This is a genomic window from Microcoleus sp. Pol12A5 (genome assembly GCF_036701435.1).
Taxonomy (GTDB): Bacteria; Cyanobacteriota; Cyanobacteriia; order Cyanobacteriales; family Microcoleaceae; genus Microcoleus.
Map to the genome: position 1 here is coordinate 1 of NZ_JAUBQU010000059.1, position 22,249 is coordinate 22,249.

The 22,249-nt window shown below is 46.4% G+C and carries 18 protein-coding genes; 16 read left to right on the top strand and 2 right to left on the bottom strand.

Annotated features, from left to right (window positions below):
* Positions 1 to 74 precede the first annotated feature (74 nt).
* The gene (locus QUA45_RS16725) at positions 75 to 2,633 is read right to left on the bottom strand and encodes a PhoD-like phosphatase (protein ID WP_333221594.1); all 2,559 of its coding nucleotides are present in this window, start codon (positions 2,631 to 2,633) and stop codon (positions 75 to 77) included.
* 145 nt (positions 2,634 to 2,778) lie between these two features.
* Between QUA45_RS16725 and QUA45_RS16730 the strand changes: the two genes are divergently transcribed.
* The 5 genes from QUA45_RS16730 to QUA45_RS16750 all read left to right on the top strand — a co-directional run bounded on the left by QUA45_RS16730 (position 2,779) and on the right by QUA45_RS16750 (position 10,439).
* Positions 2,779 to 4,941 (top strand): CBS domain-containing protein, encoded by a 2,163-nt coding sequence (locus QUA45_RS16730; RefSeq protein ID WP_333098541.1) that lies wholly within the window; start codon positions 2,779 to 2,781, stop codon positions 4,939 to 4,941.
* 936 nt (positions 4,942 to 5,877) lie between these two features.
* Positions 5,878 to 6,744: a ferredoxin:protochlorophyllide reductase (ATP-dependent) iron-sulfur ATP-binding protein gene (bchL, locus tag QUA45_RS16735; RefSeq protein WP_006634709.1), complete on the top strand. Its 867-nt coding sequence runs from the start codon at positions 5,878 to 5,880 to the stop codon at positions 6,742 to 6,744.
* Positions 6,745 to 6,778: 34 nt separating this feature from the next.
* On the top strand, positions 6,779 to 8,203 hold the full coding sequence (locus QUA45_RS16740) for a DUF5331 domain-containing protein (RefSeq protein WP_333221596.1): 1,425 nt from the start codon (positions 6,779 to 6,781) through the stop codon (positions 8,201 to 8,203).
* A 477-nt stretch (positions 8,204 to 8,680) separates the two neighbouring features.
* Positions 8,681 to 10,090: a ferredoxin:protochlorophyllide reductase (ATP-dependent) subunit N gene (locus tag QUA45_RS16745; RefSeq protein ID WP_333221598.1), complete on the top strand. Its 1,410-nt coding sequence runs from the start codon at positions 8,681 to 8,683 to the stop codon at positions 10,088 to 10,090.
* Positions 10,091 to 10,211: 121 nt separating this feature from the next.
* On the top strand, positions 10,212 to 10,439 hold the full coding sequence (locus QUA45_RS16750; RefSeq protein WP_333221600.1) for a type II toxin-antitoxin system HicB family antitoxin: 228 nt from the start codon (positions 10,212 to 10,214) through the stop codon (positions 10,437 to 10,439).
* Here QUA45_RS16750 and QUA45_RS16755 read toward each other — a convergent pair.
* Positions 10,429 to 11,607: a DUF3800 domain-containing protein gene (locus tag QUA45_RS16755; RefSeq protein ID WP_333221602.1), complete on the bottom strand. Its 1,179-nt coding sequence runs from the start codon at positions 11,605 to 11,607 to the stop codon at positions 10,429 to 10,431. The genes QUA45_RS16750 and QUA45_RS16755 overlap by 11 nt on opposite strands.
* Positions 11,608 to 11,918: 311 nt before the next feature.
* On the opposite strand from QUA45_RS16755, the gene QUA45_RS16760 reads away from it, so the two are divergent.
* The 11 genes from QUA45_RS16760 to QUA45_RS16810 all read left to right on the top strand — a co-directional run bounded on the left by QUA45_RS16760 (position 11,919) and on the right by QUA45_RS16810 (position 22,244).
* Complete coding sequence (locus tag QUA45_RS16760; RefSeq protein ID WP_333221604.1) at positions 11,919 to 12,974, top strand: hypothetical protein; 1,056 nt, start codon at positions 11,919 to 11,921, stop codon at positions 12,972 to 12,974.
* 819 nt (positions 12,975 to 13,793) lie between these two features.
* Complete coding sequence (locus QUA45_RS16765) at positions 13,794 to 14,462, top strand: DUF3318 domain-containing protein (RefSeq protein ID WP_015178535.1); 669 nt, start codon at positions 13,794 to 13,796, stop codon at positions 14,460 to 14,462.
* A gap of 396 nt (positions 14,463 to 14,858) precedes the next feature.
* On the top strand, positions 14,859 to 15,860 hold the full coding sequence (locus tag QUA45_RS16770) for a sugar transferase (RefSeq protein ID WP_333065569.1): 1,002 nt from the start codon (positions 14,859 to 14,861) through the stop codon (positions 15,858 to 15,860).
* A gap of 547 nt (positions 15,861 to 16,407) precedes the next feature.
* Positions 16,408 to 16,845, top strand: coding sequence for an ATP-binding protein (locus QUA45_RS16775; protein WP_333065568.1), 438 nt, complete (start codon positions 16,408 to 16,410; stop codon positions 16,843 to 16,845).
* A 161-nt stretch (positions 16,846 to 17,006) separates the two neighbouring features.
* On the top strand, positions 17,007 to 18,275 hold the full coding sequence (locus tag QUA45_RS16780; protein ID WP_333099650.1) for a WcaI family glycosyltransferase: 1,269 nt from the start codon (positions 17,007 to 17,009) through the stop codon (positions 18,273 to 18,275).
* Between the two features lie 118 nt (positions 18,276 to 18,393).
* Positions 18,394 to 18,810 (top strand): XisH family protein, encoded by a 417-nt coding sequence (locus tag QUA45_RS16785; RefSeq protein ID WP_333221606.1) that lies wholly within the window; start codon positions 18,394 to 18,396, stop codon positions 18,808 to 18,810.
* The gene (locus QUA45_RS16790; protein WP_333221608.1) at positions 18,798 to 19,151 is read left to right on the top strand and encodes a XisI protein; all 354 of its coding nucleotides are present in this window, start codon (positions 18,798 to 18,800) and stop codon (positions 19,149 to 19,151) included. Before QUA45_RS16785 ends, QUA45_RS16790 begins: the two co-directional genes overlap by 13 nt.
* Positions 19,152 to 19,404: 253 nt before the next feature.
* Positions 19,405 to 20,040: a bis(5'-nucleosyl)-tetraphosphatase (symmetrical) YqeK gene (gene yqeK / locus QUA45_RS16795; protein WP_333099653.1), complete on the top strand. Its 636-nt coding sequence runs from the start codon at positions 19,405 to 19,407 to the stop codon at positions 20,038 to 20,040.
* Positions 20,041 to 20,178: 138 nt separating this feature from the next.
* The gene (rsfS, locus tag QUA45_RS16800) at positions 20,179 to 20,598 is read left to right on the top strand and encodes a ribosome silencing factor (protein ID WP_333099654.1); all 420 of its coding nucleotides are present in this window, start codon (positions 20,179 to 20,181) and stop codon (positions 20,596 to 20,598) included.
* 2 nt (positions 20,599 to 20,600) lie between these two features.
* Positions 20,601 to 21,110, top strand: coding sequence for a CGLD27 family protein (locus tag QUA45_RS16805; RefSeq protein WP_333065555.1), 510 nt, complete (start codon positions 20,601 to 20,603; stop codon positions 21,108 to 21,110).
* Between the two features lie 180 nt (positions 21,111 to 21,290).
* Positions 21,291 to 22,244, top strand: coding sequence for an asparaginase (locus tag QUA45_RS16810; protein ID WP_333065553.1), 954 nt, complete (start codon positions 21,291 to 21,293; stop codon positions 22,242 to 22,244).
* Positions 22,245 to 22,249: the final 5 nt, after the last annotated feature.

Here is a 22,249-nt window from a genome sequence, read left to right on the forward strand (position 1 = left end):
AAACTCATCTTTAACTCTGGTTGAATAATCGATCACTCCCGATCGCCAAAAAGCGATCAATTATTCAGCAAGCCCTAATTATCCTCATCCAATCCCAGTGGGACGAAATATTGACTGTAAACCACACTATCCGGCTCCCAAAGAGGTCGCCAATAAACATTTTGCATCACCGCTTTTTCCCCATCACCCTCAGCAGGCCACTGAAAACTGACTATCGCAATATTGCTATATCCCACAATCTCATCACCCTCTTGCAGCCAGCGATTGCGCCACAACAGCGCTATAAAATTCCACAACCTACGCAGGAATGACAATTGTTTATTTTTATGAGATCTATCTGACGCAGTTCCCTTTTCTAGCAGCAAAAATACCCGAGCTCTTTGCCGTTTAATCCAGTCAATCCGATAGCCCCAGTCAGGCAGAGATTGTCTATTTCTAACAGCAGCCTCCAGAGCTTTCTTTCTGCTACTCCTGGGAATTTTCATTAATTCCAGCGGCTGATTCCATCCCAAACATTCATGCGAGCGTTCAGGAAACAGCGACTTAATCTTAGTATGAACTAAATGCGTTTTCCACTCCTCATTGATAAAAGCACTAGCAGTCAACTGCGCCAGCACAGAATATTGACAATTTGACCGATAATTCTCCCTCGTCAAAGGCTCAATATTCGGCCGAGAATCGCCAAAATGACAATCAGACCAATAACTCAGTCGCACAGCAGCAGCATAGTGAATATCGCCCGTCAACACAATCACCCGATCGCGCTGCTTAAAAAACTCCGACAACAGCTTCACAAAAGCCAACTCATGAAAATTCCAAGCATCCCCCGCGTCACTATTAAAAACCTTCCCCTGTTCCACATCCCACTTTTGCACCGCATCAATAATCCACAAACCCACCAAATTGGTCGGCACAACCACCAGCGTCGCCTCAATCTCAAACTCCCCTGTTTTATTCAGCAAATCTGTCTCCCTCAAAGGTTTCTGAATTTGTTCCTCAAAACCTTTGTAAGTCAAAAGCATCGGTGGATCGATCGCGCTTTTCACCGGATACCCGCGCCAACTCCGCGTATCCAGCACAATTACCTCGTGCTTAAAACTTCTCACAGTAAAATGCCAATTCAAAACCTCATTGACACCCTCCTCATCTCGATCCAAAATAAAAACATCTTCATCTAATTTCAACTTAGGCAAATGAGTTTTCGGATCGAGTGCAGGAATTCCCAAATACGAAGCCGCCTCCTCCCACGCAGAAACATCCGTCCCAGCAGAATCCGACCATTTTTCCGCAGTTGTTAATAATTTATCTCCGGGTTTTTCGCGATCGAACTGTGCAGGCGTATTGCCCCAAGCCTGAAACACAGCGTAAGCCAGCAAAGCATTCTGCACCACCCGTCGGCCCAGCGGCTTTCCCAGCACCCGGTAACACCACTCTCGATTCAAATACAAATCGTCGCTAACATCATGATCGTCGCAAATCATATAACTAGGAATATTCGCTAGCGCCCTCCTCACCCTCCACAAATTGCGAGCAAAACCGTTAAGTTCAACAACTTCTCTATCCCAAACTTTTGCCTGCTTAGAATTTGGACAAATATCCTTACCCTTCGGAAAACTCGTACACCAGAGTATCGGCGACCAAACTAACAAATACATCGCGTAATATTCGCCCAAGCTAAATAAGTGACTTTTAGCATTGGCGGGTTTATTCACCAACATCGCCGTAAAGCCACCACAATCTCTGGCAATATCGCTGCGACTCCCCGGCTGTAACTCAATTGGTTTTTTGGACTCATACTCAACATCAGACGGTTTCTGAATAGGCGACTCTCTAAAAAATTCTCTCTCTTGGCCAACTGCATTTTCGTTTTCCGAATTTTTAGGTATACTGATACACAAATTCTTTTTAATTTGGGCATCATCCATCAGGGGTAGACTTTCTTCCCAGCCCAACAGGGTATCGCCAGCATCAGTCAAAGCCCACAGCATCGCATCGGCAACGTCGTCGCCGTAAATTTGGTCGCCCGTTAAAAACAGTTGGTGGGGCCTGCTATTTGCCGTTCCTGCAAACTGTTCGAGCGCATTATCCAAGATTGGCAGTGCATCTCTGCCGTCTCCGTGGGGTTTGCGACAAGAACCGTGAACGATACGCAAATAGTTTAAATCCTGCGGCGGCAGGGCAAAAGTGGGCAACTGGTGAGCGAAATAACTAATCGTCTCCGGCCCCAAAGCCGATAAATCAGGGGCGGCAGGCCACAGGCAAGAAATGAGATTTTCTTTCTCATTTTCTGGGACTGCGCCCGCCGACGGCGACTCGCTACTCCCAGCAAACTTGATGTCATAAGCATAAATTTGCCCAGATGTCAAGACATTGCTATTAATTGGTGTAGCAGTCACCGCGACTACGTGCAGGTATTTGCCGAGCTTTACGGTAGAGCTCGCACCTTGCAGTAAGGGCTGACCGACAATTTCGCCGGTTCCGCCCTCTGTCGAATAAACCTTGAGTTCAACTTGGCGGGGTGCTTTCAGAGCGAGCCAAACTGTCACGGCCCGACTTTCAGTCCGGCGCAAAATCGGGCCCGCAAGGATCAGCGGCAAATGATGAATTCGATGACTTAAGGGAGTCCACGACATAGGATTTAAAAAATAAAAATTAAATAAGAGTGTTCTAGCAATCAGATTTTAGGCGATCGAGCATCTCTCACCCGCTTAATTAATGCTAAGTCTGCCAACCCAAGTCTCCAAAATTGTAACAACTCATTAAGTAAAATTAATAATCATGCTACAAGAAGAAAAATTACAACATTTCCGAGATTCAGCCCTGCAGTTGCCCGTAATTAAATCATCAGAACCAGCCGGACGGCCTAACAGCCGGCCGCTCTACTCGTCACCTTTAGATCGGGCGATCGACCGCCACCCCCTCACCGTGCCTCCAGAAACCCCCATCGCGCAGGTGTTGGCTCTCATGAACCCGATGCGCGTCTCCTGTCAGCTTTGTGGGGAAAAACAAAACGCTGTTGCTAGCGCAGCCAAGCGGAGCTGCGTCTTAGTCGTCGAAGATAATCGCCCGATCGGCATTTTTACAGAACGGGATATCGTCAAGCTAACTACCGTCGCAGCTTGTACGGTCGGACTGACAATAGCTGACGTAATGACTCGATCGCCCATTACCCTCAAACAATCCAAGTCTCAAGATATTTTCACAGCTATGTTCACGTTGCGCCAGCATCAGATTCGGCATTTGCCCGTAGTGGACGAGGACTCGCGACTTCTGGGCATCATCACCCGCGAAGCCATTCACGAAGCCCTGCAACCGATTAACTTGCTAACCAATTTGCGCTGTGCAGCAGATGTCATGACCAAAGAAGTCATTTCTGCCCCAACAACTGCCTCAGCCCTCGATTTAGCCCAGCTCATGGTCAAGCATCGAGTTAGTTCCGTAGTCATTGTCCAAGAGCAAACTCAGCATCCCGATCGGGCTATCGCACCAACACAAAATTATCAAATTCCGATCGGCATTGTCACCGAGCGCGACATCGTGCAGTTTCACGCCCTCGAATTAAACCTCTCCCAAATATCGGCTATAGAGGCCATGAGTGCGCCTTTATTTTGCATATCTCCCGCCGATTCCCTCTGGAGTGCTCACCAGTCCATGCAGCGGCACTGCGTCCGCCGTTTGGTCGTAGTTGGCAGCCAGGGAGAACTTTTGGGGGTTGTCTCTCAGACAAGTTTGCCGCAAGTTTTTAACCAATCTGAAATGTACGGGACGATCGAGCTTTTGCAGCAAGCAGTGGACGATCGAGCCACCCAATTGCAGAAAGCCAACCAACTTTTGCAGGAAGAAATTTTAGAGAGGCAACGCGCCCAAGAAGCCCTGCGCCAAGCTCACGACGACTTAAAAAAACAAGTTGAAGAACGCACCGCTCAACTTTTAGAATCCAATGAATTGTTGAGACGGGATATTCTCAAGCGCCAGCGAGTCGAAGAAGCGCTGCGGCGAAAGCAAGCTTGCTTGAAAAATCAAGCGCAGCAATTAGAGCAAACTGTGCGAAAGTTGCAGCAAACTCAAACTCAATTAGTGCAAACCGAAAAAATGTCTTCTTTGGGACAAATGATTGCCGGTATAGCTCACGAAATTAACAATCCTGTTAATTTTATCTACGGCAACCTTTCCCACGCCAGCCACTACATCAAAGAATTGTTTCAACTCTTGGAACTTTACCAGCAGCACTATCCCGAACCAGTCTCGGAAATTAGGGAAGCAGCAGCAAAGATGGAAGTCGATTTTTTGGTAGAAGACTTATCTAAGATCCTGTCTTCTATGCAAGTAGGAACCGAGCGCATCCGCCAAATAGTTGTGTCGATGCGTAATTTTTCGCGATCGGATCAATCTAACATCAAGCTCGTTGACATTCATGAGGGACTCGAAACCACTTTGTTGATTTTGCAGCATCGGCTCAAAGCTCACGGCGCACATCCAGCTATTAACATTATTAAAGAATACGGTAATTTGCCCTTGATCCAGTGCTGTGGCGGTCAGATAAATCAGGTGTTTATGAATATTATCGGCAATGCTATTGATGCTTTGGATGAAGAAATCCAGAAAGGGGAATGGGCGACGAGAGATGGAAAAAATTCACCCCCGTCAAATCCTAGTTCTCCATTGAGTGTGCCGACAATTACAATTCGTACTGAAGTTGTTGGTGGCGATTTTGTGGCGATCCGCATTTCCGACAACGGGCGGGGCATACCGGAGGAGATTCGCCGCCAATTATTTGACCCGTTTTTTACTACCAAACCAGTAGGCAAGGGCACTGGGTTGGGACTTTCGATTTCTTACCATTTAGTTGTCGAACAGCACGGGGGGCGGCTCGACTGCGTTTCGGAAGCTGGACGGGGCACTGAGTTTGCGATCGAGATTCCGATCGTCAGTTGTCATTAGCCACCAGTCATACGATTTTCGATTGAACAATTTAAGGATGGGAAATGACTCATGAAGCCCGGGGTTTGGATCGCGGGCCTACAGTTGCATTATTTTTTTCAACGGGTATCAGTAGTCATTGGGAAGAATCATATTCTGCCAATCCCCCACTCTCCCCGACTCACTCCCGCTCTCCCCGACTCACTCCCTCACTCTCCGACTCTCCACCATTTCCTAAAAATTCACAATTTTTTACATAACACCAGAAACCCAAGCAAAGTCAATCTTTCCCAATCTAAAATCTAAAATCTAAAATCTAAAATCCCATAACTTTGCCCTCCCCTGACCCAACTGATCCGAACTCACTTCGAGTTTGGCTCATCCACTAGCGCCTTGATGACCGTTCCAGTTACCCGCACAAGCCATCAACTGCCTGCATCCTAGCCCCAAAGCCAAAAGCCCAGATTGTTTGAGAAGTTAATTTTTGTTTTATTTTTGTACCTCTTTATATTAAGAAAGTATTCTAAAATCTATTTAAAAGCTAAAAAAAATATAAAAATAGATTTTTATATCAAAAAACCAGTTAAGATTCCCAAAGATGCAAAATAAACAAATTTACTAGCATTTTCATTTAGACGCCCCCTTTCTTTTCATCGCAAGTTAGCTAATAATGCTTTCAACGAGGTGACTAAGGGCCGAGTCCAAAATTGGCCTAACCCAAAGACGGATACAAGCCCCAAACAAAAGTCGTCGAGATCGAAAATTTTAGTTAGAGAGAAGCCCCAGATTCATATGTGGAGTCGATTCTTTCATCTCAATTCTGAAATCTCAAATCGACTGACAGTAAGGGAATTGCAATTGGGCTATTGCAATTGGGCTATTGGAGTTGGGCGATCGAAAAAAAGGATGAAAACCCAGCCCTCATCGTTTTGATAGAAACCTATAGGAGAACAAAGAGTGAAACTCGCAGTTTACGGAAAAGGTGGAATTGGCAAATCGACAACAAGCTGCAACATCTCCGTTGCCCTAGCCAAGCGCGGCAAGAAAGTTTTGCAAATCGGTTGCGATCCAAAGCACGACAGCACATTTACCCTCACTGGCTTCTTGATCCCCACAATTATTGACACCCTTCAGCAAAAGGACTATCACTACGAAGACGTTTGGCCCGAAGATGTCATCTACAAAGGCTACGGAGGCGTTGACTGCGTAGAAGCAGGCGGCCCTCCCGCAGGAGCTGGCTGCGGGGGCTATGTAGTGGGTGAAACCGTCAAACTCCTCAAAGAACTCAATGCCTTCGACGAATACGACATCATCCTCTTCGACGTGCTCGGTGACGTAGTGTGCGGCGGTTTTGCAGCCCCCTTGAACTACGCGGATTACTGCATGATTGTTACCGACAACGGGTTCGATGCTTTATTTGCAGCCAACCGCATCGCCGCCTCAGTCCGCGAAAAAGCCCGCACTCACCCGTTGCGGCTCGCCGGTTTAATTGGGAACCGCACCTCAAAGCGCGACTTGATAGACAAGTACATTGACTCTGTACCGATGCCGGTGCTGGAAGTGCTGCCCCTAATTGAAGACATCCGAGTTTCTCGCGTCAAAGGCAAAACATTGTTTGAGATGGCCGAAAGCGATCCTTCGCTTAACTACGTCTGCGATTACTACCTCAACATAGCCGACCAGATTTTGGCAATGCCCGAAGGAGTAGTGCCCAACGACACGCCCGATCGCGAATTATTCGCCTTACTTTCAGATTTTTATCTAAATCCAGTGCAACCGGTGGTCAAGAAGGAGGAAGATGAGCTAGACCTGATGATGGTTTAATAGGTCTAGCGATCAGGATGAGGATAAAGAGGTTATGGCTTTTTTTGATACTTTTTCAGTTGCTCTCAAACAGAAGTGGTTGGACTACTACCAGGTAAATCGGGCTTGGCTGCTCCTGCACATGACGGCTGAGAACACGGTCGCCACACCCGACGGCGGGAAAAGGCCTGTTTCTTACCTCATCCTGGGAATTGCGGCTGCCCTGGAGCCGGAACTCCAGCAATTAATGCTGCCCTTCTCAAAACTCAAGCCGGATGCAGACAGCCTGATCGAAGTGTTGGGACTAAATTTTGACCCGGACATCGCGCTGGGTATGCCCTCAAATATCGCGCCGCAGACGGCCGGTAAATCTCCAACACCCGCAGTCGCTCAAACTGCAACTGCTGCACCCGCAGTCGCTCAAACTGCAACTGCTGCACCCGCAGCAGCTCAAACTGCAACTACTGCACCCGCAGTCGCTCAAACTGCAACTGCTGCACCCGCAGCAGCTCAAACTGCAACTGCTGCACCCGCTGATGCCAAATCTAATAAATTGGGCGGTGCGGCCTTAGCAGCAGCCGGAGTAGTCGCCGGAGTCGCCGGAGCAGCCGGTCTGGCTGCTGGTGCGTCAGCACTGAGCTCAGACGAATCCTTCGATGAGTTTGAGGAAGAAGCAGTCTCTGGCTTCGACTTGGGCGATGACGAGGAAGAAGCGGTCTCCGACTTCGACATGGACGACGAGGAGGAAGAAGCGGTCTCGGACTTTGACATGGACGATGACGAGGAGGAAGAAGCGGTCTCCGACTTCGACATGGACGATGACGAGGAAGAAGCCTCGGCTTTGGACGCTCTCGGTCTCGAAGACGATGAGGAAGACGCCATATCTGACTTTGATATGGGCGACGACGAGGAAGACGCCGTATCTGACTTTGATATGGGCGACGACGAGGAAGACGCCGTATCTGACTTTGATATGGGCGACGATGAGGAAGACGCCGTATCTGACTTTGATATGGGCGATGATGACGAGGAAGAAGAAGCCTTAGCTTTGGGCGGTCTCGGCCTCGGCGATGATGACGAGGAAGAAGAAGCCTCGGCTTTGGGCGGTCTCGACCTCGGCGATGACGAGGAAGAAGAAGCCTCTCAATTTGGGACTTTGACCTCTGGAGATCTCGAATCGGGAATATCCGATCCGTTTGGGGAAGAAGATGCAGAGTTTGTCGCCGAAGAAATACCTGATCCGTTTGGGGCAGCGACCTCAGATGACCTAGACATGGATCTGGGTGACTTGGACGATGACGGTATTGACGATTTCTCTGTATCTGATGACGATGACCTCGACGATCTCGGACTCGACGATCTGGGGGAAGCAACTACCGGAGATCCCGATGAAGATGATTTAGATGCTCTAGGTCTCGGCGATTTGGATTCCGACGATGAGGATGAAGAAATTTCGGGCTTTTTGTCGGATTTTAAGTGAGGTTGTGGCGATCGCCCGCATCTCTTCTAGTCTTGAATTTTGCCGGTCTATTGGTGAGTTGTGAGTTGCGAGTTTTTGATTTTTAATTAGCTCCAACTCACAACTCCCAAGAGGCTTTTTGCCGGAGCGAGTTGAAGAAAATTAAATCCCTGCTGTGAGGGATTATAAGCCCTCGCGCAGAATTTTTTAGCCCAAATTTTGGATGCTGCGGCTGCGGAAATATTGAATTGGCTGCATCTATTTTTTAGAGGAATTAGCCCAAAATCAGGTATTTCTATTTATTGTTCGCTGCGAAAGTGCGATCGCACAAAACAGGTGTTTTCTCGCCGCTGCGCCTGTTTGCGTTCGAGAGGAAAAAAAACCTATTTCTATCGTCCGCCAGAGAAACGAGGCGATCGCAAAAAACAGATATTTCCTCGCTTAGCGAGCCTGTCCTGTTTCAGACTAAAAACAATTTAAAGGGAGAAGATTTGAGATATGACTGCTATTACTACTAATGAACCGGAAGCTTTAAACTTTGAATGCGAAACAGGCAATTATCACACCTTTTGTCCGATTAGCTGCGTAGCTTGGCTTTATCAAAAAATTGAAGATAGCTTTTTCTTGGTAATCGGTACTAAGACTTGCGGCTATTTCTTGCAAAACGCAATGGGCGTGATGATTTTTGCTGAGCCTCGCTATGCGATGGCTGAGTTGGAAGAAGGCGATATTTCCGCTCAGTTAAACGATTATGATGAGTTGAAGCGGCTGTGCTTGCAAATTAAGCGCGATCGTAACCCCAGTGTAATTGTCTGGATCGGCACTTGCACCACCGAAATCATCAAAATGGATTTGGAAGGGTTAGCGCCGAAGCTGGAAGCAGAAATTGGCATTCCCATCGTCACAGCGCGCGCTAACGGCTTGGATTACGCTTTTACTCAAGGGGAAGATACCGTTTTGGCAGCTATGGCTGCTAAATGCCCTGACAAAACTCCTGTTGTAGAAGCTCAGAAGCAAGAAAGAAATGCTATCTCTCAACTGCTGAATTTCGGTAAGAAAAAAGAGGAAGTTGCAGCAGATGAATCGGAATATGTCAAGCACACGCCGCTGGTACTTTTCGGTTCTTTGCCCGACCCGGTTGTTACTCAGCTAACTCTAGAATTGAAGAAGCAAGGAATCAAAGTTTCCGGTTGGCTTCCTTCCAAGCGCTACACTGAATTGCCTGTCTTGGAAGAAGGTTATTATGTATCGGGCATGAATCCGTTCTTGTCGCGTACTGCTTCTACGTTGATGCGCCGCCGCAAGTGTAAGCTAATTGGTGCGCCATTCCCGATCGGCCCTGACGGAACTCGCGCTTGGATTGAAAAGATTTGCTCAGTGTTGGGAATTGAACCAAAAGGTTTGGACGAACGGGAAGCGCAAATTTGGGCTGGTTTGGAAGATTACCTGCAAATAATTCGCGGTAAATCTGTCTTCTTTATGGGCGACAATTTGCTTGAGATTTCTTTAGCACGTTTCTTGATTCGCTGCGGCATGACTTGCCCGGAAATTGGGATTCCTTACATGGACAAGCGCTATCAAGCGGCCGAGTTGGCTTTGTTAGAAAAGACTTGTCACGAGATGGGAGTTCCTACTCCTCGGATTGTGGAAAAACCAGATAATTACAATCAGCTTCAGCGGATTTACGAGCAGAATATTGATTTGGTGATTACTGGTATGGCTCACGCTAATCCTTTGGAAGCCCGGGGGATTAATACTAAGTGGTCTGTTGAGTTTACTTTTGCTCAGATTCACGGCTTTGGTAATGCGCGGGATATTCTGGAGTTGGTGACTCGTCCGCTGCGCCGGAATAATTCGCTGAAGGATTTGGGTTGGGGTAATTTGGTGAAGAATGAAGCGAAGGTTTAATCGTTTTTAGTAAGATAGTAGGGTGGGCGTTGCTCACCCTATTTTTTTATGAACCGCTGATGTAGGCGGATTGACGCAGATGAACGCGGATGAAGTGTGCGATCGCTCTTTTAATTAGAAGATGAAAGTCAACTTTAAGTCTCTAGATTATTACTTGAGCCTGAAATATGCTATCAGTTTTTATCCAGAAGCTGAAGGTTATACAGCTATAATAAAAGACCTTCCGGGTTGTATGTCTGTGGGGGAAACTTTGTGGGAAGCGATGGAGAATATTCAGGAAGCTAGGGAATTGTGGATAGAGACTGCTTATGAGTGCGGCGATGAGATTCCTTTACCTGCTAAAAGTTAAAGTAGGGTGCGTCGCTTCGACAATTCTCGGCAATAGTAGCTATCCGATTGCTCGGATTGAGATTTAAATCATGAGTAACCGCCGATAAAAACTCTTCTATTCCATCAAGCAATGGCTGTTTGTTGATACTTTTCTCCACCAAATATATTAACAACATATAATTTCTGGTCGCATCAAATGTATGTGGGTCGGTGTAACTCAAATCAGGAATCACTGAGTGGCCACCTATAATACCGGGTATATGCTCTATCCAGCTCTCTGTATTTTGGTTGACACCTTCTCTAGCAGCATAGGCACAAGCAGCCGCAGCAACATCAGCTATTTGTATGCCAGGAAATTTATCGGATTCCACAAATTGAACTTCTTGGGATAGATTAAATGTAATGGGTTCTTCTACTCCTTGAAAAAAGTCTGTATAAATCTTATCCTCTCTCCCAATCATAGTATCCAACAGTCCCTTGTTTTCTTTTAGTGGTTTACTAACATCACAAAAAACTTTAAGTTGGTTAAACTCTTTTCCCCAGTCACAGAGAATAGACAACAAAGCCGGGTACGAAAGCTCTAAAATCCACTTGCCTATATCAGTTCCTTGTAAAGAGTTTAATTCTTGATTAATAGTATCTCTATGATGAATACAGAAAGTCTTTATGCCGTCGAGTATAGGCGAAATATCAGGTGTTTTTGAAGAACTAAAAAGATAGTTAAGTTCTGTGTCCTCCAAACTTCTCATAAGCTTCTGAAAATCGCTAAATATTTTTTCAGCATCCGCGCTCTGAGATACAAACTCTACATATAAAATGTTGCTGATAAATCGGTGAAATTTTATCTGGTAAAATAGAGAGTTTTTTTCTGATAAAACTGGCTCAAATATATATTCATACAATTTGCAAGCTAAGTTGAATTTTTTATGATATACAGCTACTTTTATGCGATCCTTAAAATTTATCAATATCTCAGCTATTACCTTGGGATATTTAAGAAGGTTTCGACCTTTTAATTCGCCACCTTGTAGCTTATATTTTTGAATTATATTATTTACATATTCTGTAGCTTCTTCATGGTTAATTGCTACACTTGCATAAGCAAAAATCGGTGAATCTCGGTCCATAAGATTATTACCATTGTAACCTGATTCATCGCAGTAAATTTCTTGAATGGTTTGTTTCATAGGGATTTTTAGTTTAATTGTGAGGAGTGTGTATTGCCAGTAATTTTTGTAGTATAACATAAAATTACAAAACCACACCACTTCAGAAATGAAACTTAACAGCCTCCTTTCACAAAGGAGAATTAACAAAATAATACAGGACTTGGTATTTGAGTACGCTCATAAAAACTGCTTGCTATGATAAGAGAGTGGGTCGATCGCACTTTTTCCCCAACCCCTCCAAAATCCCAGGCTACACCCCTGTAACACGATCGCAAGTACGATCGCCTATAATCGAAACTAGCCCAACTCTCATCAGTTGAGAAACCGCCATGAGTCAAGACAAGGAAGAAATTAGCTATTCACAGAAAACAGAACGTCTCAGAGTTATCGGTCAGTTTATCAAAACTGTCACACCGATGATTTGGACGATCGTAATTTTAGTAGTCATCATTCCCCTATTAGGTAACTTTCTAATTTCCCAGTCACTAACAAATACCGGAACCACAGCAGTTTTCGTCTCGCCACCGCACGATTTTAGCAAAGTCAACCAAGACGTTAAAAACGCTATCCAACAATCCCATACAACAGCCGAAACTTTCGCCTCCAAAGAATTGGATAAATGGGAAGCCGAAGTAATTGCACGAGTAGACAATAGTTTCCTCGATTGGTACTTCGATTACTTCAATCAAAAAAAGATGGAGTTTACCGTACCTTTTAATTTCGTGAAATCTGCCCTACTCAACAGATTTGATATGAATGCAGCATCTCGTGCTGTTTCCGAAAAATTAACCGAAGACTTTCAAAGAGAATTTGCTAACCGCGTACTCGTACCCAAAAACGCTCAACTGCGCTTTCAATTAATCACTCAAGATACTGCTAATTTGTACATATCAGAAGTTAGCAAGAATGTGAAAGTAGTTCAAAACAATTATAATATACCGCAAGTACAGTGGGACAAATATCTGAACGATATTGCCACCACAATTAGCGACAAAGGAAACGTCTCTAATTTATCATTAAAAGTATTAGTTGGCGGCAGCGGCTACTTAGTTGCTAAACCCTTAATTTTGGGGGTAGCAGCTAAAGTGGGCAGCAAAGTTACCGCAAAAGTTGCCAGCAAAGCCGCCGCCAAGGTAGCCACAAAAACAGGCGGTACAGTTGCTAGTCAGTTGGGAGTAAGTTTAATCGACCCGATTGTCGGCATCGGGATTATCATCTGGGATTTGTGGGATTACAATCACACAGTCAAAGTAGAAAGACCGATTTTGCGGGAACATATTGTAGAATACTTGAAAGATGTCAAAAAGTCCCTGCTCACAAATCCTGAAAGTGGAATCATGGCAGCCATTTATCAGTTAGAAATCGGTCTTCTCAAGTCACTTTAAATTTGGCGTTGCTTAATACAGGTATGAGTTGAAGAACTCGAAATTGCCATAAGCCAAGCTTGGTGAGTTTTGTAACTTCAGAAAAAAGTTGCTTCATACCGTTAATCAGCAACGTAAAACAAGATAAGATAGAGCAAAAACTAGAAGAGTGGCAAGATTTAATCGGATATAAAAATATCATTAAACGGCATAAAACGCAAGCTTTTTAACTCTACTCACAAGGATTTAGTTATCAATAAATATAAAAGAATGAAAAATTTCAACAACAAGTTTTATTGCCCAAACTCACAGAAAAAACTTATCCGGTAATGTCGGAATTAAAGTTAAAAGATCGCGGCTAAACATCTCTCCACAACCCCTCGACTTCCTATTCTCAATCCGAAGCCCAAATTTATCAGAACAAGAAAGATATTTGAGGTAGAATTATGATGTAATATTTAAATCATAGTCAAGTTACTATCGAATATTGAAAGCTGTTAATTAACCGGGCCTAAAGCCAAGGTATAAAAATCGCGAAAACAGTAATAAGTTGTTCACAAAAAACTCTATTTTTGCCGAAAAGGATTATCAAAGCCGAAGCCAGAAATAGCAGTAGGGTAACTGGTACTTTATCGCTTAGATGAGTGTCAGTCCGCCGCTCAAATACTACAACGGAAATGATGGAGCAGGCAGTTGCGATCGCCCCCTGAGACTAAAATCAAGTAAATTTGCAAGTATTGGTCGATCGACCCCCGTTACTCGACTAGATTTTGATTAAAGGTTTGCTATACTCCAGAAATAGACACATATTAACCTTTGGAAAATCAATAGGCCGGAGCTATGACATCCTATGCAACCTCTACAGCAAGAGCCGAGATGAGTGAGATCCGGCGCTTGAAAAACATACTGCCCCCAGAACTCCAAAGTTGGGTAACAGTAGAAAAAACAATAGAAGTTAATCCTACCCTGATCCGCAGCGAAGAAATAGGCAAAGACCAGGTAGAAATCCAAATAGACCTGATCCGCTGGGAACAGCTAGCAATGGATCAGCGGAACCTCCTATTTTGGCACGAAGTTGCCAGAATCCAAAATGACACTATCCCCAGAGACGGTTGGGAAATGGCAGCCCTCGCCATTGGTTTAGGCGGCGCTGTCGGCGAACTTTGGGTGCAAGACGGCTTGCTGCTGTTACTAGCCCTATCCTTATGCGGTGTCTCCGGCTGGAGACTTTACCAAAAAAACAACGGAGAGAAAAGTTTAAAAGAAGCAGTAGACGCCGACGAAAAAGCCCTCGCCCTGGCAACCCGCTTCGGCTACACTCTCCCAAACGCCTACAAAAGCCTCGGCAGCGCCTTAAAAACCTTAATCGAGCAAACCTCCAAAAAACAGCAGCGGGCTAAATACGAAGCTCGTCTCCAGGCCCTCAAACGCAACGCAGCCAAAGCCAAAGCCAAAGTCAAACCCATCACCCGCGAAACTTCCCAGTCAGAAAACGTCTACAATTCTTAACCTCATCCCCCGACGCTGGTTACGGGGGTTTTCCAGTTAACCGTTAACTGTTGACTTGTGGGTTAGCTGTTAACTGTTAACTGCGATGGCTATCTTGTGCAAGACAGGCACCAAAATAATTAACGACAAGATTAATCGGCCTGAATCCACAAAAATCTTGATTCCGATGTCAAAGTTTGACCGCGACTGCGTTCAAAAATCTTTGGACCAAAACTGGCACTGGTAGACTTAAGTCTATGTTTGCCTTTGATATCATTCTCGGCGGGCGAGTTTGCAGGCGTTTTTGTAAAGTTTGTATAAAGCTACCCTTTTGTTAACCATAATATTTGGTAAAGGTGGAGCTGCTAGGACAGAATAGGCTAAAGACATCAGCTTGAAATTTGAAACCAGGACTTCATGGTCAGTCAAACCCCAGAGGCAGATTTTCGGGTAACGTACTCGGACGAGATTCCCTCAGTTCACATACCCGTGCGCTTGAGCGTACTTGAAGCTGTAAACTTCAAGACAACCTGCCAGCAACTTTTTTCGGAAAGCACCACCGTTCCCAGCAAGATTGTCCTAGACTTCAGTCAGACGACATTCATCGACAGTAGCGGGATCGGTGCTTTAGTCAGCAATCTGAAATTTGCCAAACAGCGTGGTAGCGACTTGGTGCTCCGAAGCCTCAAGCCGCAGGTGATGGCAGTATTTGCTCTCACCAGCCTAGATCAAGTGCTGACGATCGAGCAGCCCTCTGCAACCTCAACTCCCACAGAGACCAACCCCTCGGACAATCAGCTACCGATGACCCACCCCTCAGTGCAATCGTGGGTGAAGCGGCTGATAGACATTGTTGGGGCAATAGTTGGTTTGATGATTACAGGAATTTTGCTCGTACCCATAGCTGCAGCAATCACTATCAACGATCCAGGCCCGATATTTTTCGGTCAAACCCGCTGTGGCTGGATGGGCAGACAATTTCGGATTTGGAAATTTCGATCGATGTGTACCAACGCCGAAGCCATGAAAGCCCAAATCAAAAACCAGGCTTCTGGCGCATTTTTCAAAAATGACAACGACCCGCGGATTACCAAAGTCGGGCGCATCTTACGCAAAACCAGCCTCGACGAATTGCCTCAGTTTTGGAACGTGCTCAAAGGCGAAATGAGTCTAGTCGGCACTAGACCGCCTACCCCAGACGAAGTTGAGCGCTACGAAGTCCCTCAGTGGCAGCGTTTGGATGTCAAACCCGGGATGACAGGGGAATGGCAAGTCAACGGTCGCTCTCAAGTCCGCGATTTTGAAGATGTCATCCGTTTAGATTTAAAATACCAACAAAACTGGAGCCTGGTGTATGACCTCAAACTAATAGTCAAAACTGTAACAGTCCTGTTTAACAAAAATAGTGGCGCTGTGTAGGAACCCTCAACAACCAACCGCTGAACTTTGAGGTGCTGTTGCCGAGGGGGGACGGGAACTCGAACTCGATACTTAGTCAAGCAGACGATCGCTAGCGATACCTACGTTAGCATTAAGTGTTAAAATTCACACGCCCAGAAAATGCACAGCTAGTTGCCAGCTCTGCAATCAGAGCATTAATAATTAGCAATTGGCGAGTTCGAGGTCATACTCGAATTATCCCAGCATGATTTTCGAGGACGAGAAGAACTCACCTGTGTTTAGAAAAGTACCGACTGCTAACACGATCGAAGCTTAAATCACTTCCTCGCAAGCTGACTCGGGAATTTTCCCTATTTAAACGCCCTACCGAGGCGGGTTACAGTATCGGAAGTCTCTCATTTGCTGTGCGAGTAAATGGTGCGAAAGGAATGCTCACCTTGAGGCAAAACGGGCTTCTTCAACTCAAGCTTGACTTAACTAATATGTTGCCAAGACCTTGCCCTCCTTTTTCTCTCTCTCCGGCGCTGAGTACAGCGGTGGTGGGGGCCGACCAGGGGGAAGAAAGATGAAAGACAAGCAACCAAAGGCTGAGCAGCACCTTCAGGTTGAAACAGACCTGAATGCTTTAACATCCGTTTTGGAATGGTTGGAGAATATCGTTTTGCCCCTGCTGCCAGCGGATTTCTGGTGGCAGTGCCGGCTGATAATCAACGAAGGCTTTACAAACGCTGTCCGCCACGCTCACCAGAACTTGCCCCCCGCGACGCCCATAGACATTGAGGTAAAAGTGTTTGCCGATTACTTAGAAATTAGGATTTGGGACAGGGGTCAACCGTTCAACCTCGAAGCAAAGCTGCATTCGATCATGCAAGAGCAGCGCGATCCTTTGGACAGAGAAGGAGAAAGGGGACTGGTTTTCATGTACAAGCTCACAGACGATCTTCGCTATATCCGTACCGACGATCGCCGCAACTGCCTGGTAATGCGAAAAAACATTAGCTGAGGGCGCGATACCCGCCCGGTAAGGGCGGCTTCTTTCCCAAAGAGTGGAAGATCCCCTCGCCCCCTATTGTCCTACCCGGAACCCAACCACATCCTCTGCAATTCTGCGGGTGCAGGCTTGATGCACGCGGCTGCAGGACAATTGGCTTCAAAATAAATATTATGCGTATTCTAATTTATTCCTATAACTATTATCCAGAGCCGATCGGCATTGCCCCCCTGATGACAGAACTAGCGCAAGGCTTAGTCAAGCGCGGCCACCAAGTCCGAGTCGTCACAGGAATGCCCAACTATCCCCAGCGTCGGATTTATCCGCAATATGAGGGCAAATTTTACCTCACCGAAGAACACAACGGCGTCACAATTCAGCGCAGCTATCTGCGCGTCAACGGCCCCCACCCCAGCCTCCTAGACCGACTTGTGCTAGACGGGAGTTTTGTCGTCTCCAGCGCCGTCCAAGCCTTCAGAGGCTGGCGTCCCGACGTGATTTTCTCGACAATGCCCCCTTTACCGATTTGCGTCCCAGTCGCCTTTTACGGCTGGATTCGCGCTTGCCCGATCGTCCTCAACGTTCAGGATATCGTCTCAGAAGCAGCCGTGCGCGTCGGTTTGGTCAAAAAAAACGGACTGCTAGTTGGCATTGCTGACGCTTTGGAAAAATTGGCCTACAACACAGCCAGCCAAGTCAGCGTCATCGACAGCGGTTTTGTCAAAAAATTGCATTCTCAGGGAGTACCCCCCGAAAAAATAGTTTGCGTTCCCAATTGGGTTGATGTCAATTTCATTCGGCCCTTACCCAAGGAAAATAACTCATTTCGAGAAACTCACAAACTCAAGGGCAAATTTGTCGTTCTCTATGCTGGCAATATTGCCCTAACTCAAGGCTTGCAAACAGTTGTCCAAGCAGCGGCTCGTTTGAAACACATAACCGAAATTGCTTTTGTAATTGTGGGGGAATCAACAGCATTGGCGCGATTGCAACAAGATTGCGAAACTTACAAAGCTAATAATGTAATGCTGCTACCATTTGAACCGCGAGAGAAATTGCCCGAATTGTTAGCTGCTGCTGATGTTAGTTTAGTCGTACAAAAGCGCCGCGTTACTAACTTCAATATGCCATCAAAAATTCAAGTAATTCTCGCCAGTGGCAGGGCAATTTTGGCGTCGGTTCCCGAAACTGGTACGGCCCAGAAAGCAGTGCAGCAAAGCGGTGGCGGGGTGGTGGTAGCGCCGGAAGATCCGCAGGCTTTGGCTGAGGCTGTTGAGGATTTGTACCTGCACCCTGCTAAGGTCGATGCGTTGGGCGAGCAAGGCAGAAATTATGCTGTGGAGAATTACGGATTTGAGGAAGCTTTGAATCATTATGAAGCTTTATTTGCGGCGGTGGCAGCGAGTCATGCTGAGAAAATATTGGCGCCTTTGCCGAAATAATAAGCTCCTTATGTTAGTGAGTGCCGACCGTTATTTGTTTATTGGTGAAACCGAATCTTATAGAGTTATAATGTATTTACTGTATTTAAAGAGCGAGTAATATTTAAGTGTTTTTATAATGCCTGCCAAAGACACCTATCACAATGCAGTTAAAAATGCCCTGCTAAAAGATGGTTGGAAAATTACGGCTGACCCGTACTTCATCAAATATGAGGATGCCGAGTTGTATGCCGATATAGCCGCAGAAAAGCCGATCGCCGCAGAACGCCAAGGACAAAAAATAGTTGTTGAAATTAAGAGCTTTATTGGGCGATCGCTAATGTATGATTTTCACGGCGCACTCGGTCAATACATTGTCTACCGAAATCTGATTCAACTCACGGCTCCAGAATACAGGCTCTATTTGGCAATTGATGATATTGTATACCAAGATTTTTTTAAACGCAAGTCTATCCAAGTAATTACTAATGAAAATCAGGTTTTGTTAATGGTAGTTGAAATGGCAAAGGAGGAAATTCTGGAATGGATAAATTAGAATACTATCGCAATACAATTAAACAAATATTGACTGGATATTATGAAATGACCGTCACAGGGGCGATCGCACTAGATGAATTAGAGCCTGAGCATCGTCTAGCATTTGACGAAGAACGAGATCAATATCTATGGTTTCGTTCTGGCTGGGATGGCAAAAAACGGCTCCGCCACATTACTATGTATCTTCGGATTAAAGAGGGTAAAGTTTGGGTGGAAGAAGATTGGACGGATTTGTGCGTAGTTGATGATTTACTAGCAGCAGGAATTTCTAAGGGCGATATTGTTTTGGGGTTTCATCATCCTAGCAAAAGACCTTTGACAGAATTTGCCACAGTTTGATGAAAGACAAAAATTTCACATTCGTATCCGCTCAATAATTCGGGGCGGACTACCCACTCAGGAAAAATTTTGCGTCCTTTGAGGTGTATCGTTGAGCGATTTACCCCGGATTCTTGAGCGGATACGTCAAAATCCATACCTTGATTGTCACCCCTCCCCATCCCAGAAGCCACCACACCCCTGCGTGCCCGACACCGCAGCCGATCGAAACAAAACGCTAAAATAGTAGCTCATACAATTTTGGAGTTAATATTTGACACTTGCACCCGCGCGCGAAAACGTTCTAGCTTGGCTGTCAGACAGAGTTCCTGCTGCCCGCATCAAACATATTCTGGGAGTCGAACAGACAGCAGGTGACTTGGCTCGCCATTACGGCCTCGACGAAGCAAAAGCCAGATCGGCCGGTTTGTTGCACGATTTGGCAAAATACTTCAAACCTCACCTGCTGCTCCAAATGGCCCAGAAGGAAGGTTTAGAGTTAGACTCAGTGTTGGAAGCACACCCGCATTTGCTGCACGCAGACGCGAGCGCGATCGTCGCCAGAGACGAATTCGGGGTGGTCGATCGAGAAATTTTGGAAGCAATCGCCAATCACACCCTCGGCAGACCAAACATGAGTCAGCTCAGTTGTACCGTATTTGTAGCAGATACCATAGAGCCGAGCCGCGGCAACACAGCCGAACTAACAGCACTGCGCGAGGCAAGCTTGCACAATCTTTATGCAGCCGTGTGGCAAACTAGCGATTATTCTCTTAAATATTTGCTAGAAACTCGCTGCTACATCCACCCCCGCACCGTACTTACGCGGAATTGGGCGCTGCAAATGGCCCGCGAATCGCCGGAAACAGGAAATTCGACAGAAAAGTCGATCGAACAAATCACAAGTTAAAAGTAAAATTTATCAGAAATCCTGTCCTTACTTTTAGCTTCAACCTAACTCCTATTTCCCGTCTCAAACTGCCAACAACCGAAAGCGAATAGCGCACCCATTTCCCCTTACCCTATCACTTAGGAAATTAAACACTTAATGTCAGATCTAACTCAACTCGAATACTCCAGGGCCCAGTCTACAGCAACGGGCGGCACCTCCTCAGACGAAGCCCGAGGTCTGATCATGACCGTTGCCCAAGCAGCCGATGACCGCAAAGCAGTAGATATTGTATTGCTCCGCGTGTCAGAAGTATGCTACTTGGCAGACTACTTTGCGATCGTCACCGGATTTTCCAATGTGCAGGTACGAGCCATCTCCCAAGCGATAGCAGACCAAGTGGAAGAAGAGTGGCAACGCTTGCCACTGCGTACACAAGGCCTATCAGACGCTAGTTGGGTGGTCATGGACTACGGCGACGCGATCGTTCACATCTTGAAGCCTCAAGAGCGGGAGTTCTACAATTTAGAAGCGTTCTGGGGACACGCCGAACGCATTGACTTTTCCCCCGCGCCGTGAGGATGGCTAATGTGAAAAACGTTTCTGCTTCTATTTGTCCCGTTCCGCAAGAACAGCGACCGATCAATGAATACCAAGAACTTAAAGAATCCTGGTTTTTTAGCTGGGTAACACTCAATTGGCCAGGATACCTGGCAAAACTAGCTTGGGTGTGGGCTTGGAGTTGCTTGGTATCGGGGCCGATAGCTGCTTCTAGCTTTGCTCCTGTCAAGTATCCAGCTCAGTTTGTCCTCAGCAGTGCCGCAGGTGCCGGTTTTATTCTAGGATTAGCTTTGCTGCGGCTCTACTTGGGTTGGTTCTACGTGCGATCGCGCCTTTCAAATCCCACGGTCGTCTACGAAGAGTCTGGTTGGTACGATTGTCAATCTTGGCCTAAAACTCCAGAAGTTTTGCTTCAAGATCAGTTGATTGTCAACTACCAACTAGAACCAATTCTCAGGCGTCTGCGGCAGACATTTTATGGTTTGACAGTATTGCTGGTTGCCGGGGGACTAACTTGGAGTTGTTTGTAATCGGGAATGCAAGGGAGTTTTGAGTTTTGAGATTGCCGCGCACAGCCAACAACACGCCCGGAGTGCATGAGTGAGAAACGATTGCAGAAAGATTAACTTTATAACTCTTAACTGGCAGCTCGCAACTCCTAACTTCCTGAACCCCAATCTAAAATCTAAAATCTAAAATCTAAAATTGATATGACAAGGGGAAAACGAACCCAAGCTCCCGAACTGGAAGTCACATTGCTGCGCGAAGGTATTGTCGAATCGAGGCACCGCGCCCAGGCCGCTGTCTGCGACAACCGCGGGCGCGTTCTGTCTGTTGCTGGTAACTCGGAAACGGCCTCATTTGTCCGTTCTTCACTCAAGCCTTTTCAAGCTTTGGCGGTGACGGCGACTGGCACTTTAGAACGCTACGAATTGACAGATCGAGATTTAGCGATTATTTGCAGTTCCCATCAAGGTACGATCGAGCAATCGCGACAGGTATTTAACGTCCTGTGGCGCTGCGACATTGACCCATCTAAACTTCAATGCCCGATTCCTGAAGGCAAAAAGAGCGCCCTGCAATACAACTGTTCCGGCAAACACGCCGGTATGCTGGCTGTCTGCCAGCAACTGCACTGGCCTCTGGACACTTATTTGCGCCGCAAACATCCTGTCCAGCAGCTTATTTTGGGCAAAGTGGCTGACTTGCTGGCAATGCCTGCCGAAGAGTTTATCAGCGCTCGCGACGACTGCGGCGCTCCTACCTATCTGTTGCAGTTGGGGCAAATGGCCTCTTTGTACGCTCAGTTAGCCTCCGGTAACAATGTGGATATGGAGCGGATTGTCCGCGCTATGACTCACCACCCGATGATGGTTGCTGGTGAGGGCAAATTTGACACGGAACTGATGCGCTTGACTCAAGGGGAATTGGTGAGCAAATCCGGCGCCGAAGGGGTACAGTGCATTGGCCGCGTTGGCGAAGGCATGGGCTTGGCAATTAAGGTGACGGATGGGGGAAAGCGGGCTCAATTTGCTGTGGCGATTCACTTGCTCAAGCAGTTGGGGTGGATTACTCCGACGATCGCCGAAACTCTTTCGGAAACTTACCTTACTCTCAGCGAGTTCAAGCGCTTGGAGGTAATCGGGGAAGTTTCGATGCTTTAGGGCGA

Excerpts from the sequence above, each read along its gene's own strand:
- QUA45_RS16755 (WP_333221602.1), bottom strand. The coding sequence starts at position 11,607 with ATGAAACAAACCATTCAAGAAATTTACTGCGATGAATCAGGTTACAAT.
- QUA45_RS16775 (WP_333065568.1), top strand. The coding sequence starts at position 16,408 with ATGAAAGACAAGCAACCAAAGGCTGAGCAGCACCTTCAGGTTGAAACA.
- QUA45_RS16745 (WP_333221598.1), top strand. The coding sequence starts at position 8,681 with ATGACTGCTATTACTACTAATGAACCGGAAGCTTTAAACTTTGAATGC.
- QUA45_RS16750 (WP_333221600.1), top strand. The coding sequence starts at position 10,212 with ATGAAAGTCAACTTTAAGTCTCTAGATTATTACTTGAGCCTGAAATAT.
- QUA45_RS16805 (WP_333065555.1), top strand. The coding sequence starts at position 20,601 with ATGGCTAATGTGAAAAACGTTTCTGCTTCTATTTGTCCCGTTCCGCAA.
- QUA45_RS16780 (WP_333099650.1), top strand. The coding sequence starts at position 17,007 with ATGCGTATTCTAATTTATTCCTATAACTATTATCCAGAGCCGATCGGC.
- QUA45_RS16785 (WP_333221606.1), top strand. The coding sequence starts at position 18,394 with ATGCCTGCCAAAGACACCTATCACAATGCAGTTAAAAATGCCCTGCTA.
- QUA45_RS16760 (WP_333221604.1), top strand. The coding sequence starts at position 11,919 with ATGAGTCAAGACAAGGAAGAAATTAGCTATTCACAGAAAACAGAACGT.
- QUA45_RS16725 (WP_333221594.1), bottom strand. The coding sequence starts at position 2,633 with ATGTCGTGGACTCCCTTAAGTCATCGAATTCATCATTTGCCGCTGATC.
- QUA45_RS16740 (WP_333221596.1), top strand. The coding sequence starts at position 6,779 with ATGGCTTTTTTTGATACTTTTTCAGTTGCTCTCAAACAGAAGTGGTTG.
- QUA45_RS16765 (WP_015178535.1), top strand. The coding sequence starts at position 13,794 with ATGACATCCTATGCAACCTCTACAGCAAGAGCCGAGATGAGTGAGATC.
- rsfS (WP_333099654.1), top strand. The coding sequence starts at position 20,179 with ATGTCAGATCTAACTCAACTCGAATACTCCAGGGCCCAGTCTACAGCA.
- QUA45_RS16810 (WP_333065553.1), top strand. The coding sequence starts at position 21,291 with ATGACAAGGGGAAAACGAACCCAAGCTCCCGAACTGGAAGTCACATTG.
- QUA45_RS16790 (WP_333221608.1), top strand. The coding sequence starts at position 18,798 with ATGGATAAATTAGAATACTATCGCAATACAATTAAACAAATATTGACT.
- QUA45_RS16770 (WP_333065569.1), top strand. The coding sequence starts at position 14,859 with ATGGTCAGTCAAACCCCAGAGGCAGATTTTCGGGTAACGTACTCGGAC.
- QUA45_RS16730 (WP_333098541.1), top strand. The coding sequence starts at position 2,779 with ATGCTACAAGAAGAAAAATTACAACATTTCCGAGATTCAGCCCTGCAG.